This is a genomic window from Paraburkholderia sp. BL6665CI2N2 (genome assembly GCF_004366535.1).
Classification (GTDB): Bacteria; Pseudomonadota; Gammaproteobacteria; order Burkholderiales; family Burkholderiaceae; genus Paraburkholderia.
The window spans coordinates 7,981,300-7,996,604 of the sequence record NZ_SORC01000001.1 but is presented as its reverse complement, the minus strand read 5'-3'; the positions used below and the strand labels follow the sequence as shown (position 1 = coordinate 7,996,604).

Sequence of the window (15,305 nt, the reverse complement as noted above, 5' to 3'; positions counted from 1 at the left end):
GATGGAAGCGTTCTTGCTGTTGTTCGGTCAAGGCAGGATGCTCGACCCGCTGCAGATGGCCATTCGCTCGATCGTCGTGTTTCTGATCGCGCTGGTGCTGATCCGCATTTCGGGCCGGCGCTCGTTCGGACAACGCTCGCCATTCGATTCGGTGGTGGTGATCCTGCTCGGCGCGACGTTGAGCCGGGCCATCGTCGGTGCGTCGCCATTTATTGCCACGGTCGTGGCGTCGTTCGCAATCGTCGTCTGCCACCGGGCGCTGGCGTGGGTATGCATGCGCTCGCGCGCGTTGGAGCGGCTGGTGGGCGGCGTCGAACGCGAGGTGTTCAGCAACGGTGAGTTCAACGCGCGCGAGATGGACGCGGCGTTGATCAGCCGAACCGACATTCAGGAAAGCGTGCGGCAGAAAACCGGCTCACGTTCGATGGAAAACGTGGCCGCGGCGATTCTCGAACGCAATGGCGAAGTGAGCGTGATCCGCAAGAAGGCGTGAGTCGAACGGGTCAGCCCCGGCCACCGCGCGAGATTTCTTCGCCGGCTCCGCGCGGCATGCGCAACGTGACCGGAATCGACGCGAACGAGCATAGTCCCACCACCAGAAACGCCGGCCAGAAATCCGACCATGTGATGCCAGGATGCCCATGCAGCACGCGTGAGATCTGCAGTACGATGCCGCCGATCGTGACGCCGAGGCCGAGCGACATCTGCTGCACGACGCTGCCGAGACTCGTGGCGCGGCCCACGTCGCGGCTCGCGATTTCCGCGTAAGTGAGCGAGTTCAGACTCGTGAATTGCAGCGCCGGGAAGAAGCCGCCGAGCAGCACGATCACCCAGATGATCCAGGTCGGCGTGCCGGGGAAAAACAGTCCGCACGCAGCGATCGAGAGTCCCGACAATGCGGCGTTCACCACCAGCACCGAACGGAAACCGAAACGATGCAGCACGCTCGAGGCGACCGTGCGCATGAACATGCCGCCGAATGCGGACGCGCAGGTGATCAGGCCGGATTCGAACGCGCTCATGCCGTGGCCTTCCTGCAGCATCAGCGGTAACAGGAACGGCAGCGCGCCGAGGCCGATCCGGAACAACGAACCGCCCAGCACGCTCGCCTGGAACGTGGGCACCTTGAAAAAGCGCAGGTCCAGCAGCGGCAGCGGGACGCGCTGCGCGTAGGCGACATAGGCCGCGAGCAGAACCGCGCCGCACGCGCACATGCCGAATGCGTCGCCGTTGGAAATCAGTTCGCCGCCGACCAGCGACAGCCCGAGCAGAAGCAGCACCGCACCCGCCGCCGACAGAAAAAAACCGATCCAGTCGAGCGGACCCGGGTCCGGTTCGCGCGTGTTGGCGATGTGCTTGTTGGTCAGATAGATGCCGAGGATGCCGATCGGCACGTTGATGAAGAAAATCAGGCGCCAGTGCAGATAGGTGGTGATGAAGCCGCCGAGCAGCGGTCCCGCGGCGGGGCCGAGCATCGCGGGAACGCTCAGATAGTTCATCGCGCGGATGAAGTCGGCCTTGTGCACCACGCGAAAGATAATGATCCGCCCGACCGGCACCATCATCGCGCCGCCCACGCCTTGCACGAAGCGCGCGAGCGTGAAGGTGGCGAGAGAATTCGACGCGGCGCACAGCAGCGAACCCGTCACGAAGATACCGATCGCCGTGCGGAAGATCGTGCGTGCGCCGAACCGGTCGGCGAGCCAGCCGCACACGGGGATGAACACGCCCAGTCCCAGCACGTAGCTCGTCACCGCGATTTTCAGCGTGACCGGATCGCGCCCGAAGTCGCGCGCCATGGCGGGTAGCGCGGTCACGATCACGTTCGCATCGACGCTTTCCATGAACATCGCGCACGCGACGATAAGGGGCGCAATCAGGGCTTTCTGGACGGAGGTCATGAAGGCGAGCTGCGGCGAACGGTCGCGGGCAAAGGGGTCATTATTGCACCTGTACGGTGCGGTTTGTTAATAGTGCGGCGACCGGTGCCGCCCTTTTTAAGTTGGGCGACTGCGCATGTGACCGTCATGCAACAGTCGGCCGTTTTATTGATATTTGTTGCAGTGCGGCAGGAGGCGGTTATAATCGGGTTATTGCCTAGGTATAAACCCTATACAGGAGTCTGCCATGAACACCGCTTCCAACGCTTCCGCCGTCCGCGCTACCGTCGCCGCCAACAGCACTTTCTTCGGCAAGCTGCGCGCCTTGGCCCTGCATGCCCTGAACCTGCATCTGCAAAACTGCGCCGTGATCGCCGAGGCGCATCGCCGTCCGGAGTAAGACAAAGGCCGCGCGCCGCATGCGCTGACTGACAGAGCAGGGCGCTGACATGCGCCCCGTCTGTCATGCGCACGTCGCCACGGCTTATTAGCATTGTTTGTACGTCGCTCATGCCCGCCAGGCGGCGATGTCACCGCGGCCCGGCGGCATGCGCAGCGAGCGCTGCGCGAACCGATTCCCCATTATTCGAAAATCGTTGCAGCGGCGGCACGCGCGTAATTGGCACGGTGTGCCGTTCGTGTTTGGCCTCGTACGGCATCCGGGCCGTACATCGTCGCCTGAGTCAGTCGCGGGCGCGGCACGACACCTTCGCTACGGTCTTGCGTTCCATGGTCGCTCGCGTCGCGAGCGCGCTCATCAACAGCGCGATGGACACCAATCCGACCAGATACACGCCCGCCATCATCCAATCCTGTTCCGCCATCTTCTTTCTCCTTCAAATACCGAATTTCACCCGGCAAATGCGCCGCGTTTCACTGAGCTATTGCTCTCGATTACGGCACGTGAAGAGAAAATCTTGATGCTGCGCTTCCACGGTTCGAGCGATACAGCGTGCGCACACACTCGGCGCAACGTCGAATCTTCATTCGCAGCGCGTAAATAGCGTTTAAACTTCAGCCCCCTGTCAGCTACCGGGCGAGTCCCGTCGCAGCCCAATCGGCAATATCGACCGTTTTATTTACGCATATCGCCGCGGCGCGCCGCGCGGCGCTTTCAGCTCCAATGGCCGGCTAAGGTTAAACCCCGCAATCCGGCTGACGCTGTCAACCTTTTTACCCCAATGCCGTTATCCATTTGTAATCGCCAATAACCGGCGATGCCGCGGCAGACGATCCGTCGTCGCAACAGCTCCACGCAAGGCCCAGCATTGACCATGTTCCATCGATATAACTATAAATTCGACCGGCTAGGCGCGATGTTCGACCGTGCATCGAAAACGCTTGGCAACCGGGGACTTCTCTCGCCCCTGCTCGCACTCGTGATTGGCGCGTTGCTGCTGGTCGTCTTGCAACATCTCTCGCAAGCAGTCGACTATCGTTCGGTGATGCATGAGTTGCGTCGACTGACGGCCGGCGAATGGAGCGCCGCGCTCGGCGCCACCGCGCTCAGCTATGTGGCGCTGGTCGGCCGCGATGCCGTCGGTTTGCGCTATCTGGGCGCGCTCGTGCCGCGTGTGGCGCTGTGGATCGGCGCAACGGCGGGCTCGGCGCTCGGCAATGCCACTGGTTTCGGCGCGCTGACGGGCGGTGCCGTGCGCGCGCGCGTCTACGGCGTGGCGAGCGTCACGCCGGCGCAGATCGGCCGCATGACGGTGTTCACGAGCGTGTCGCTCGCGCTCGCACTGGTGCTGATGACGGCGCTCGGCATGGTCGGCGTGGCCGGCACGCTCGCACCGATGCTGCATCTCGAACCCGTCACGCTGCGTTGGATCGGCATGGCGCTGCTCGCCGTGCTGGCATCCGCGGCCGCCGCGTGTCGCCGCGACACGCGCCCGGTGCGCACGCGGTGGCAGTGGCTTTCGTTCGATATCCCCGCGCGCCGCGACCTGCTCGCGCAAGTGGCGCTCGCAGTGCTCGACGTGGTGGCCGCCGGCCTCGCCTTGTGGGCGCTGCTGCCGCATGCGGATGTGAGCTTCGTGACCTTCATCACGGTCTACGCCGCGGCCATGCTGCTCGGCATGATCGGCCACACGCCCGGCGGCGTCGGCGTGTTCGAAGCGGCGATGGTGTTCACGCTGAACGGCAGCGTGCAAACGCATCAGATGGTTGCCGCCTTGCTCGCGTATCGCGCGATTTACTTCGGTGTCCCGTTGATCGTTTCCGCCGCGCTGCTCGCCGGTTTCGAAGGGCGCGCGCTGAAAAGCCGTTTGCCGCTGCAATATGCCGCTGCGGCGTCCAGGCTCGCGCCGCTGTTTCTGAGTCTCGTCACGTTCGTGGTCGGCGGCATGCTGGTCATTTCCAGCGCGACGCCCGCGTTCTGGCAACGCATTTACATACTGCGCGACGTGCTGCCGCTGTGGGTGCTCGAAAGTTCGCAGATGCTTTGCAGCGTGCTCGGTGTGCTGCTGCTGTTCGTCGCGCGTGGTTTGATGCGCCGGCTGGACGCCGCATGGTGGATGACGCTGCTGCTCGCGGTGCTGAGTCTCGCGTTGTCGCTGACCAAAGGTCTTGCGTTCGTGGAAGCCGGAGTGCTCGGCATGCTGGTCGTGTTGCTGCTGTCAACGCGCCGGCGTTTCAACCGTCATTCGTCGCTGTTCGCCGAGCGCTTTACGGCGGGCTGGCTGGTGTCGGTCGCGATGGTGCTGATGCTGGCCACGTGGGTCATGCTGTTTGCTTTCCGCGACGTGCCGTACACGCGCGACCTGTGGTGGCAATTCGCTTTCGACGAACGCGCGCCGCGTGCGCTGCGCGCGACGCTCGCCGCAAGCGTGTTCGCCGCGACATTCTCGTTCTGGCAGTTGCTGCGCCCCGCGCCGGGGCGCTTCGTCAAACCGGCGCCGGCAGATCTGCACGACGCGGCGCGCATCGTGCGCGCGCAGGAACGCAGCGACGCCGGTCTCGCGCTGATGGGCGACAAGAGCTTCCTGTTCTCCGAGTCGCGCGAGGCTTTCCTGATGTACGCGAAATACGGCCGCACGTGGGCCGCTTTGCACGATCCGGTGGGTCCGCGCGAAGAGTGGGCCGGCCTGATCAGCAAGTTCGTCGCGCTCGCTCACGCGCACGGCGGGCGCGCGGCGTTCTATCAGGTGCGCGCCAACGCCTTGCCGCTTTATCTCGACGCCGGTCTCACGCTGATGAAGCTCGGCGAGGAAGCGCACGTCGTGCTCGACGATTTCGACCTGAAGGGATCGCATCGCGCGCACCTTCGCTATGCTTTGAAGCGTGGCGAGCGTGATGGCTTCACCGTCGAAGTGATCGATCAGGCGAACGTGCCCGCATCGCTCGAGACGCTGCGCGAGATTTCCGACGGCTGGCTCGGCAGTCGCGACGCGCGCGAAAAGAGTTTCTCAGTGGCGGCCTTTACGGACGAATATCTTGCCGCGCAATCGGTGATGCTGGTGCGCCAGAACGGTGAGCCCGCTGCCTTCGTCACCTTCATGACGACCGACCTGAACACCGAAGCGACCGTCGGCGTGATGCGTCATGTGGAAAGCGCGTCGCCGTATGCCATGGAATATCTGTTCACACAGCTGGCGCTGCATCTGAAACAGGCGGGTTTCCGCTCGCTCAGTCTCGGCATCGCGCCGCTCTCCGGCATGCAACCCACGCCGCTCGCGTCGCGCTGGCATCGGTTCGCCGGCATCGTATGGCGCTTCGGCGGCCGTTTCTATAACTTCCGCGGACTGCGTGCTTTCAAGAGCAAGTTCCAGCCGCATTGGGAGCCGCGCTATCTCGCGGCGTCGGGTTCGGTCGGCGTGTTTTTCACGCTCGCGGACCTGTCATTGCTGGCAGGAGGCCGGCGTTCATGACATTGCATTCGTTGTTCAAGCTCGTTCTCGCAACGAGCCTCGTGACCGGTGGCGCACTCGCGCACGCGGCAACCACTACGACTACCACGGTGCCCGGCGGCCGCTATGGCGACGTCACGGTCACGCAACCGGCCGGTCCGTTGCGCGGCTTCGTGGTGCTGTACTCGCAGGCGAGCGGCTGGAGCGCGGCGGACCAGCAGAGCGCCGACGCGCTCGCCAAGGCCGGTGCGTTGACTGTCGGTGTCGACACGGCTCGCTACGCCGCCAATCTGGTCGCGAAGAAAGAGGCCTGCCATCAACTGGTGGGCGATGCGGAAGCGTTGAGCCATCAGCTCGAACGTCAATCGCGATCGAGCCATTATTTCGCGCCGATCGTCGCGGGCACGGGCCAAGGCGCAACGCTCGCCATGCACGTGCTCGAACAGGCGCCGTCGAACACGATTGCCGGCGCGGTCGCGGTGGATGCCGAGCACACGCTCGATGCACGCTTTCAGCCATGCCCGCCGGACCCGACGATTATCCGCGACAAAGTGCCGGGTTTCGTCGAAAAGGCGGCTGCGGGCAACGCCGATCGCGCGCGCCTCGTCGCGTTGCTCACGCCGCATTTGCAGGCCGTGTCGACGAGCGACGACGTCTCCGATCTGCCGCTCATCGAACTGCCGGCGGCGCATCCGAACGGTCTGATGGCCATCGTGATTTCCGGTGACGGCGGCTGGCGCGATCTCGACAAGACGATCGCGCAGGCGTTGCAGAAAGACGGCGTCTCCGTGATCGGTTGGGACAGCCTTCGCTATTTCTGGAGCGAGAAGCCACCGGCGCAAACCAGCCGCGACCTCGCGCGCGTGATGCAAACCTACGGCGCGCGCTGGAACGCGCAGCATATTGCGCTCGTCGGCTATTCGTTCGGCGCGGATGTAATGCCGTTCGCCTATAACCGTCTGCCGGAAGCGTTGCGCGCGAAGGTAGCGCTGATCGCGCTGCTCGGCTTCGCGCCCGACGCCGATTTTCAGATTCGCGTGGGCGGCTGGCTCGGCATGCCGGCAAGCGACAAGGCGTTGAAGGTCCAACCGGAATTGACGCGCGTGCCGCCGGCCATCGTGCAGTGCTTCTACGGCGAGAACGAGAAGGACACCTTGTGTCCGACGCTGACCAAAAGCGGCGTCGAGGTGATCCGCACGTCGGGCGATCACCACTTCGGCGGCGATTACAACTCGCTTGAAAAGCGCATTCTCGGCGGCCTCAGGAAGCAGAGCGGCGTGCATTGATCGCCGCATCGCGCATGGCAATCAACAGGATTGACAAAGCGCCTCAAGTCAACGAAGATGCAACGCATGAACTGCCTCGACATCCGTATTGCGCTGATTATTAGCATCATTCATCGAATGGTGGGTTAGCGCGCGTCTGATAGCAGTGACACATAACCCGCCCCACGAGGCGGGTTTTTTTATGTCCGCTTGCAGCCTGCCTCCTGGTGAACTCTCCGATGATTCGTCCTTGCCGCACAGGAGCTTGCCTTGTCGTTACACCAATTCAAACAGGTGGCCGTTACCGCCGATAGCGTCGCGCTTCGTCACGACTACCTGAAAAAAACCCTGACCGCGCGTGTCTACGACGTGGCCCGCGAGACCGAACTCGAACGCGCGCCGAATCTGTCGGCGCGTCTGCACAATCCGGTCTATCTGAAGCGCGAGGACAACCAGCCGGTGTTCTCGTTCAAGGTGCGCGGCGCGTACAACAAGATGGCGCATATTCCTTCTGAAGCGCTGGAGCGTGGGGTGATTACGGCGTCGGCGGGCAATCATGCGCAGGGCGTGGCGTTGTCGGCGGCGCGCATGGGCGTGAAGGCGATCATCGTGGTGCCGGTCACCACGCCGCAGGTGAAGGTCGACGCGGTGCGCGCGCACGGCGGGCCGACCGTCGAAGTGGTGCAGTTCGGCGAGTCGTATAGCGACGCGTATGAGCACGCAGTCAAGCTGCAGGAAGAGCGCGGCCTGACCTTCGTGCATCCGTTCGATGATCCGTATGTGATCGCCGGACAGGGCACCGTCGCAATGGAGATTCTCAGCCAGCACCAGGGGCCGATTCACGCGATCTTCGTGCCGATCGGCGGCGGTGGACTCGCGGCGGGCGTCGCCGCGTACGTGAAATCGGTGCGACCCGAGATCAAGGTGATCGGCGTGCAAACCGATGATTCGTGCGCGATGGCCGCGTCTCTGAAGGCCGGTGGGCGTGTCACGCTGAACGAAGTCGGTCTGTTCTCGGACGGCACGGCGGTGAAGCTCGTTGGTGAAGAAACCTTCCGCCTTTGCAGCGAATATCTCGACGACGTGCTGCTCGTGAATACCGACGCGCTATGCGCCGCGATCAAGGACGTCTTCCAGGACACCCGCAGCGTGCTCGAACCCGCCGGCTCGTTGGCCGTGGCCGGCGCGAAGCAATATGCGGAGCGCGAAGGCATCGAGAACCAGACGCTGATCGCAATCACGTCGGGGGCGAACATGAATTTCGACCGCATGCGCTTCGTGGCCGAACGCGCGGAAGTCGGTGAGGCGCGCGAAGCAGTGTTCGCCGTGACAATCCCCGAAGAGCGCGGCAGTTTCCGCCGCTTCTGCGAACTGGTCGGCACACGCAGCGTCACCGAATTCAACTACCGGATTGCGGATGCGAACTCCGCCCATATCTTCGTGGGCGTGCAGATCAGGAATCGCAGCGAGTCGGCACAGATCGCGGGCGCGTTTGAGGCGCACGGCTTCGCCACCGTCGATCTGACGTTCGATGAACTCTCCAAGCAGCACATCCGCTACATGGTCGGCGGCCGATCGCCTCTGGCACATGACGAACGTCTGTTCCGTTTCGAGTTCCCCGAGCGGCCGGGCGCGCTGATGAAATTCCTTTCGTCGATGGCGCCGAACTGGAATATCAGCCTGTTTCACTACCGTAACCAGGGCGCGGACTACAGCTCGATTCTGGTCGGCATCCAGGTGCCCGAAAGCGAGAACGAAGCGTTCAACCAGTTCCTCGCGACGCTCGGTTATCCGAACTGGGAAGAGACGAGCAATCCGGTCTACCGACTGTTTCTGGCGTCGTAATTTAGCTCGGGGTTTACCTTGATCTGGCGAAACGCTGCGCGAAAGGTGAGCCGTCGAGCGAATGGGCCACAAGCCTCGTCTGGACGGCGTTAAGGCTCAATTCCGCCTACCGGCGGCATGCGGCTGTTCAAAGCTTTTATCTCTAAATTAAATACAGTCTATCCACCATATCGCGTTGCGCGATACCGTGCGTGATCGTCAAACTGGGTGCAAATCTAATGTCGCATTCAGGAGACGACTCATGCGTACCCAAGTTGGCATCATCGGTGCCGGGCCTGCGGGCCTGCTGCTTTCCCATCTTCTCCATCTGCGCGGCATCGACTCCGTCGTGCTCGAGTCGCGCAGTCGCGATCAGATCGAATCCACCATCCGCGCCGGCGTGCTCGAACAAGGCACGATGGATCTGCTGACCGAAGCCGGTGTCGGCGCACGGATGAAAGCGGAAGGCGCGCTGCATCACGGCTTCGAACTCGCTTTCGAAGGCAAGCGGCGCCGCATCGATCTGACCGGACTCACGGGGCATTCGATTACGGTCTACGCACAGCACGAAGTGATCAAGGATCTCGTCGCGGCGCGTGTGTCCGACGACGGCAAGCTGCGCTTCGGCGTCTCGGAGACGTCGATTCACGGCATCGATACCGATAAGCCGTCGATCCGTTATCGTCAGGATGGCGAAGCTTACGAATTGCAGTGCGACTTCGTGATCGGCTGCGACGGTTCGCAAGGCGTGTCGCGCGCAGCGATTCCGCAGGCGTTGCGCAAGGATTTCGAACGTGTGTACCCGTTCGGTTGGTTCGGTATCCTGTGCGAAGGGCCGCCGTCGTCGGACGAATTGATCTACGCGCGTCACGAGCGCGGTTTCGCGCTGATCAGCACGCGCTCGCCGAACGTGCAGCGCATGTATTTCCAGTGCGATCCGAAGGATTCCGTCGAGAACTGGTCCGACGACCGCATCTGGGCGGAACTGCATGCACGAGTCGACTCGCGCGACGGGCAGAAGATTGTCGACGGAAAAATCTTTCAGAAGAACATTGTCGGCATGCGCAGTTTCGTATCGAACACGATGCAACATGGCCGGCTGTTTCTCGCGGGCGACGCGGCGCATATCGTGCCGCCCACCGGCGCGAAGGGAATGAATCTGGCGGTGGCCGATGTGCGCGTGCTGACCGAGGCGCTGAATGCGTTTTACGTGGAGAATCGCACGGATCTGCTCGACGGTTACAGCGCGACTGCGCTCAAACGCATCTGGCGCGCCGAGCATTTCTCGTACTGGATGACCAGCATGATGCACCGTATCGAAGGCGCGTCGCCTTTCGAGCAGCAGCTTCAGGTGGCCGAGCTCGAATACGTGACGACGTCGCGCGCGGCGGCCACGGCAATGGCTGAAAACTACGTCGGCATCGCGGGCGCGCAGGCGTGAGCGGGCAGGGCGCACATTGAGTCATGTGCGGGGTGGCGTGCCTGTCATTTGCGCGGGCTGAACATCGCAGCGGCCTCTCGCTGAAAGACCAGCCGGCCGACGGACACGCTAATCTCGCGATACGTCACGCCTGTGGGAATTGACCTGGCCGGACTGGACGCAGGTGAAGATCTTCGAAAACTATTCATAGGGACGCACCTCGCGCTGTCATTTTGCCAGGGTAAGCTGTGCCTTCGGTGCGTTCTCAAAATAGGGGCAGAGGTCGATGCGGCGTGTGATATTCAACCAGAAGGGCGGTGTGGGCAAATCGACCATCGTATGCAACCTGGCGGCTATCAACGCCAGCGAGAACTTGCGCACGCTGGTCATCGATCTGGACCCGCAAGGCAACTCCAGCCAATATCTTCTTGGCAAGCAGGCCAGCGATCTCAAGCCCAACGTCGCGGACTTCTTCGAAACGGCCTTGAGTTTCAGTTTCAGGCCGACGCCTGTCTCGACGTTCATTCACCCCACGCCCTTTGAGAATCTTGATGTGATGCCCTCGCATCCCGATCTCGATACGCTGCACGGCAAGCTCGAGTCGCGCTACAAGATCTACAAGCTGCGTGACGCGCTGAACGAACTGGACGAGTACGACGCGATCTACATCGACACGCCGCCGGCGCTGAATTTCTATACGCGCTCCGCACTGATCGCGGTGGAACGCTGCCTGATTCCGTTCGATTGCGACGACTTCTCCCGTCGCGCGCTGTACACGCTGCTCGACAACGTCAAAGAGATTCAGCAGGATCACAACGCCGGGCTCGAAGTCGAGGGAATCGTGATCAATCAGTTTCAACCGCGCGCGACTCTGCCGCTTCAACTGGTCGAGGAACTGATCAGCGAAGGCTTGCCTGTGCTGGAGTCGCGGCTGTCGACGTCCGTGAAGATTCGCGAGTCGCACCAGTACGCGAAGCCGATGATTCACTTCGATCCCCGTCACAAGCTCGCTCAGGAATTCGTGGCGTTGCATCGGGAATTGATTGGATAGCGAACGCCGCGGGTTGTGAATGTGATAATCCGCCACGTTCTCTAGCTAACGAGGTATGGCAATGCAGGTCTATGGCAGACGCAATTCGATCAACGTGCAGAAAGTACTCTGGTGTCTCGCCGAACTGGGTTTCGAAGAAGGCCGGGAGTTTTCGCGGATCGACGCGGGACTGGAGTACGGGGTGATCGACACGCCGCAATATCGTGCGCTCAATCCGAATGGCCTGGTGCCGACGCTCGTCGACGGAGAGAGCGTGTTGTGGGAGTCGAATACGATTGTCCGCTATCTGGCCGCGAAATATGACGCGCAGACGCTCTTGCCGTCCGAACCGGCTGCCCGTGCCGACGTCGAGCGCTGGATGGACTGGCAACTCGGCACGCTGTGGGCGACGTTGCGGGTCACGTTCCTGGGGCTGACGCGCGTGCCGGAGGCGCAACGCGACTACGACGCCATCAAGCGTTCGTATCGCGAAGCAACGCGGCTTCTGGGCATCGTCGACGCGATCCTCGGAAAGCACGACTATCTCGCGCAGGATCGCTTTACCGTGGCCGATATCGGCGTCGGTCTCGCGGCGCATCGCTGGGTGCAACTGACTGAACGGTTTCCGGATACGTTGGGGGCGCAGCAGCCGTTGCCTTCGCTGGATCGATGGCTTCGGGCGATCAAGGCGAGGCCGGCGTTTTCCGCAGCGGTCGCTTCGTAAGCGGCTATCTGGGCGGCTAATGGTGACGCGTTGTTCGCCGCCAGTCACCGCCATCAAATTCCCTTTAAGACGTGAGCACGTGCAGGCTTCTGCGGCCACACGCAATCCACCTCCGCCTTGATCGCCAAATAATCTAATCATTGCCGCCGGAATCCGAACCCGGCCGCCTCCCTGATTCATCTCCTCCATTCCCCGCTGACTCCGGGTCAACCCGCATTGCCAGGCCATGCTCTTGCGCCTATCTTTCTACATCATACGTATGACCTAGAGAGTATGTTGTGGCAACCTTGCACAGGCAGGTCCTGAACCAGATGGGCGAGCAGATCTGTTCGGGCAAGTTCATGCCCGGCGACATTCTTCCCGCCGAGCCCGTGCTTGCCGAGCAGATGCAGGTAAGCCGCATCACTATCCGCGAGACCATGAAGTCGCTGTCCGCCAAGGGCATGCTCCAGGTGCGCCGCCGCTACGGGACGGTCGTGCTGCCGCGTTCGCAATGGCAGTTGTTCGACCCGGACGTGATCACGTGGCGGGCTCGGGCGGGCGCCGTTGAGCCGGGCCTCGTCGAAGATCTGATGGAGTTGCGCCTGATCATCGAGCCGAACGCGGCGCGGCTCGCCGCGAAACGCGCGACCGCGGAAGACCGCGTCGCGGTCCGGCGCGCGTTCAAGTTGATGGAGCGCGCGGTCGCCGGGCATGGCGAATACGTTCCCGCCGACCTGGCGTTTCACGGCGCCATTCTCACGGCCTGCCACAACCAGTTTGTCCAGCAGATGCAGAACGCGCTGTCGGCGATCCTGCGCACCAGCTTCGAACTCAGCTCGGAGATCGAGGGTGGGCCCGCTCGTTCGCTGCCCATGCACGAGGCGCTGTGCGTCGCGATCGAGCAGGGCGACCCCGTGGCAGCGGAGCAAGCCGTGCTGACGTTGATCCAGCGCGCCGAGCAGGACTTCGAGGACCGCGCCGCGCTCGATCGCAGCGCCAACGAGAAGCCCGTTTGACGAGTCGCCTTAGCCACGCAACACGGCCACGCGAGGCGGCCTCTTAAGGGCCGTCCAGCAGCGGCGCCGCTGCATCCCCAACCCATTTATCGCGACTGTCACGACGGCACGCGAGGGGCGCACTCGCGCCTTGTTATCGAACACTGAGAGGACACGTGAATGACACAGCTATTCGATTTGAGCGGGCGCACGGCGCTCATCACCGGCTCGGCGCGCGGCATCGGCTTCGCGTTGGCAGAAGGCCTCGCGGACGCCGGCGCCGGCGTGGTCCTGAACGGCACGCGCGCCGATACCGTGGCTGAAGCCGTCGAGCGGCTCCGCGCGAAAGGCTTGAACGCTCAAGGCCGCGCGTTCGACGTGACCGACGAAGCCGCCGTCGCCGAAGCCTTCGCGCAATGGGACAAGGACGGCGTACAGGTCGACATCTTGATCAACAACGCCGGCATCCAGTTTCGCAAACCGCTCGTCGATCTGGAACTGCGCGACTGGCAGCGTGTGATCGACACCAACCTCACGAGCGCATTCATTGTCGCGAAGCAGGCCGCGCGCCGCATGATCGCGCGCGGCACGGGCGGCAAAATCATCAACATGGGTTCGCTGACGAGCGAGGCCGGGCGCGCGACGGTCGGCGCCTATACGGCGGCGAAAGGCGGCATCAAGATGCTGACCCGCGCCATGAGCGCCGAGTGGGGGGGCGCGAACATTCAGGCCAATGCGATCGGTCCGGGCTACATCCTGACCGATATGAACAAGCCGCTGATCGAAAACGCGGCGTTCGATGCGTGGGTCAAGAGCGGCAATCCTTCGCAACGCTGGGGCAAGCCTGAAGAACTGGTCGGCACGGCGGTGTACCTGGCGTCGCCGGCATCAAGCTATGTGAACGGCCAGATCATTTACGTGGACGGCGGCTGGTTGGCCGTGCTGTAAAGACAGATTCGCGCGGGCAGAGCACAACAAAAACACCGCGTTCGCCAGATAGTAAGTATGCCGTACCGATCCGGAGACATCATGGAAAGCGTCAAAGCCGTAGCACCCCAAAGATGGTGGTATCTGATGCCCATCATCTTCATCACCTATAGCCTTGCCTATCTCGATCGCGCGAATTACGGCTTCGCCGCCGCAGCGGGCATCGATCGCGATCTCGGAATCACGCACGGCACGTCGTCGCTGATCGGTTCGCTGTTCTTTCTCGGTTACTGCCTGTTCCAGGTGCCCGGTGCGATCTACGCGCAGCGCAATAGCGTGAAGAAGCTGATCTTTTTCAGCCTGATTCTCTGGGGGCTGTGCGCGGCGGCCACCGGCATGGTCAGCAACATTCCGATGCTGATGGTGCTGCGCTTTGTGCTCGGCGTGGTGGAGGCGGCCGTCATGCCGTCGATGCTAATGTACATCAGCCGCTGGTTCACCAGGAGCGAACGCTCGCGTGCCAATACGTTCCTGATTCTCGGCAATCCGGTGACGGTGCTGTGGATGTCGGTGGTGTCGGGCTATCTGGTGCGCAGCTTCGGCTGGCGTGAGATGTTTGTTATCGAAGGTGTGCCGGCGCTCATCTGGGCGGTCGTGTGGTGGTTCACGGTGAAGGATCGCCCGGCCGACGCGTCGTGGATGAGCGCCGCCGAAAAGACCGAACTCGACGCGCGCCTGAGAGCCGAGCAGGCGCATATCGCACCAGTGCGCGACTACAAGGCGGCCTTCCGCTCGTCGATCGTATTGAAGTTTTGCGCGATTCACGCGTTGTGGAGCATCGGCGTGTACGGCTTCATCATGTGGCTGCCGTCGATCCTCAAGGCGGCCTCGACGATCGACATCGTCTCGGTCGGCTGGCTCGCCGCGGTTCCGTATCTCGCGGCGATCATCCTGATGCTGCTCGCGTCGTGGCTCTCGGACAAGACGCGCAACCGCAAGCTGTTCGTCTGGCCGCTGCTGCTGGTGGGCACAATTGCGTTCGTAGCGTCTTACCTGATCGGCGGCTCGCATTTCTGGATCTCGTTCGCGCTGCTGGTCGTGGCGGGCGCCACGATGTATGCACCCTACGGGCCTTTCTTCGCGCTGGTGCCGGAGTTGATCCCGGGCAACGTGCTGGGCGGCGCGATCGGTCTGATCAACGCGTGCGGCGCGCTCGGTGCGTTCGCCGGTTCATGGGTGGTGGGCTATCTGAACGGCGCGACCGGCAGCCCGGCGGCTTCTTATATTTTCATGGCGGGCGGCCTGCTGTCGTCTGTGATCCTGATGATGACCGTGCCGGCGAATTCCGACGAACATGCGAGGCGCGAAGCCGCGCTGCCGCTGCAGCGCACGCAACACTAGTCGATCCAA

At 62.7% G+C, this 15,305-nt stretch carries 13 protein-coding genes; 11 read left to right on the top strand and 2 right to left on the bottom strand.

Annotated elements, in window-relative coordinates; translation table 11 throughout:
* Position 1: 1 nt before the first annotated feature.
* A complete protein-coding gene (locus B0G81_RS35880) occupies positions 2-493 on the top strand; it encodes a YetF domain-containing protein (protein WP_134142285.1) in 492 nt (163 codons plus the stop codon).
* A 10-nt stretch (positions 494-503) separates the two neighbouring features.
* Here B0G81_RS35880 and B0G81_RS35875 read toward each other — a convergent pair whose 3' ends face one another.
* A complete protein-coding gene (locus B0G81_RS35875; RefSeq protein WP_134142283.1) occupies positions 504-1,901 on the bottom strand; it encodes an MFS transporter in 1,398 nt (465 codons plus the stop codon).
* Between the two features lie 226 nt (positions 1,902-2,127).
* On the opposite strand from B0G81_RS35875, the gene B0G81_RS43945 reads away from it, so the two are divergent.
* Positions 2,128-2,280: a hypothetical protein gene (locus B0G81_RS43945; protein WP_166679109.1), complete on the top strand. Its 153-nt coding sequence runs from the start codon at positions 2,128-2,130 to the stop codon at positions 2,278-2,280.
* 283 nt (positions 2,281-2,563) lie between these two features.
* On the opposite strand, the gene B0G81_RS43940 is transcribed toward B0G81_RS43945, so the two are convergent.
* On the bottom strand, positions 2,564-2,704 hold the full coding sequence (locus B0G81_RS43940; protein ID WP_166679108.1) for a hypothetical protein: 141 nt from the start codon (positions 2,702-2,704) through the stop codon (positions 2,564-2,566).
* A 492-nt stretch (positions 2,705-3,196) separates the two neighbouring features.
* Between B0G81_RS43940 and mprF the strand changes: the two genes are divergently transcribed.
* From mprF to B0G81_RS35830, 9 genes are all read left to right on the top strand, one after another.
* On the top strand, positions 3,197-5,749 hold the full coding sequence (gene mprF, locus B0G81_RS35870) for a bifunctional lysylphosphatidylglycerol flippase/synthetase MprF (RefSeq protein WP_243856808.1): 2,553 nt from the start codon (positions 3,197-3,199) through the stop codon (positions 5,747-5,749).
* The gene (locus B0G81_RS35865) at positions 5,746-7,014 is read left to right on the top strand and encodes an AcvB/VirJ family lysyl-phosphatidylglycerol hydrolase (RefSeq protein WP_134142279.1); all 1,269 of its coding nucleotides are present in this window, start codon (positions 5,746-5,748) and stop codon (positions 7,012-7,014) included. The genes mprF and B0G81_RS35865 overlap by 4 nt, the downstream gene beginning before the upstream one ends.
* 249 nt (positions 7,015-7,263) lie before the next feature.
* On the top strand, positions 7,264-8,838 hold the full coding sequence (ilvA, locus tag B0G81_RS35860) for a threonine ammonia-lyase, biosynthetic (RefSeq protein WP_208328584.1): 1,575 nt from the start codon (positions 7,264-7,266) through the stop codon (positions 8,836-8,838).
* A gap of 241 nt (positions 8,839-9,079) precedes the next feature.
* Entirely contained in the window at positions 9,080-10,258 is a 1,179-nt protein-coding gene (locus tag B0G81_RS35855; protein WP_134142277.1) for a 4-hydroxybenzoate 3-monooxygenase, read from the top strand.
* 265 nt (positions 10,259-10,523) lie between these two features.
* The gene (locus B0G81_RS35850) at positions 10,524-11,288 is read left to right on the top strand and encodes a ParA family protein (protein WP_116141724.1); all 765 of its coding nucleotides are present in this window, start codon (positions 10,524-10,526) and stop codon (positions 11,286-11,288) included.
* Between the two features lie 61 nt (positions 11,289-11,349).
* Positions 11,350-11,991 carry a glutathione S-transferase family protein gene (locus tag B0G81_RS35845; protein WP_134142275.1) on the top strand — a complete coding sequence of 214 codons (642 nt, stop codon included), beginning with the start codon at positions 11,350-11,352 and terminating at the stop codon, positions 11,989-11,991.
* A 278-nt stretch (positions 11,992-12,269) separates the two neighbouring features.
* Positions 12,270-12,989, top strand: coding sequence for a FadR/GntR family transcriptional regulator (locus B0G81_RS35840; RefSeq protein WP_106284318.1), 720 nt, complete (start codon positions 12,270-12,272; stop codon positions 12,987-12,989).
* Between the two features lie 159 nt (positions 12,990-13,148).
* Positions 13,149-13,916: an SDR family oxidoreductase gene (locus B0G81_RS35835; RefSeq protein WP_106284319.1), complete on the top strand. Its 768-nt coding sequence runs from the start codon at positions 13,149-13,151 to the stop codon at positions 13,914-13,916.
* 81 nt (positions 13,917-13,997) lie between these two features.
* Positions 13,998-15,296, top strand: a complete 1,299-nt coding sequence (locus B0G81_RS35830; protein ID WP_134142273.1) for an MFS transporter — start codon at positions 13,998-14,000, stop codon at positions 15,294-15,296.
* Positions 15,297-15,305: the final 9 nt, after the last annotated feature.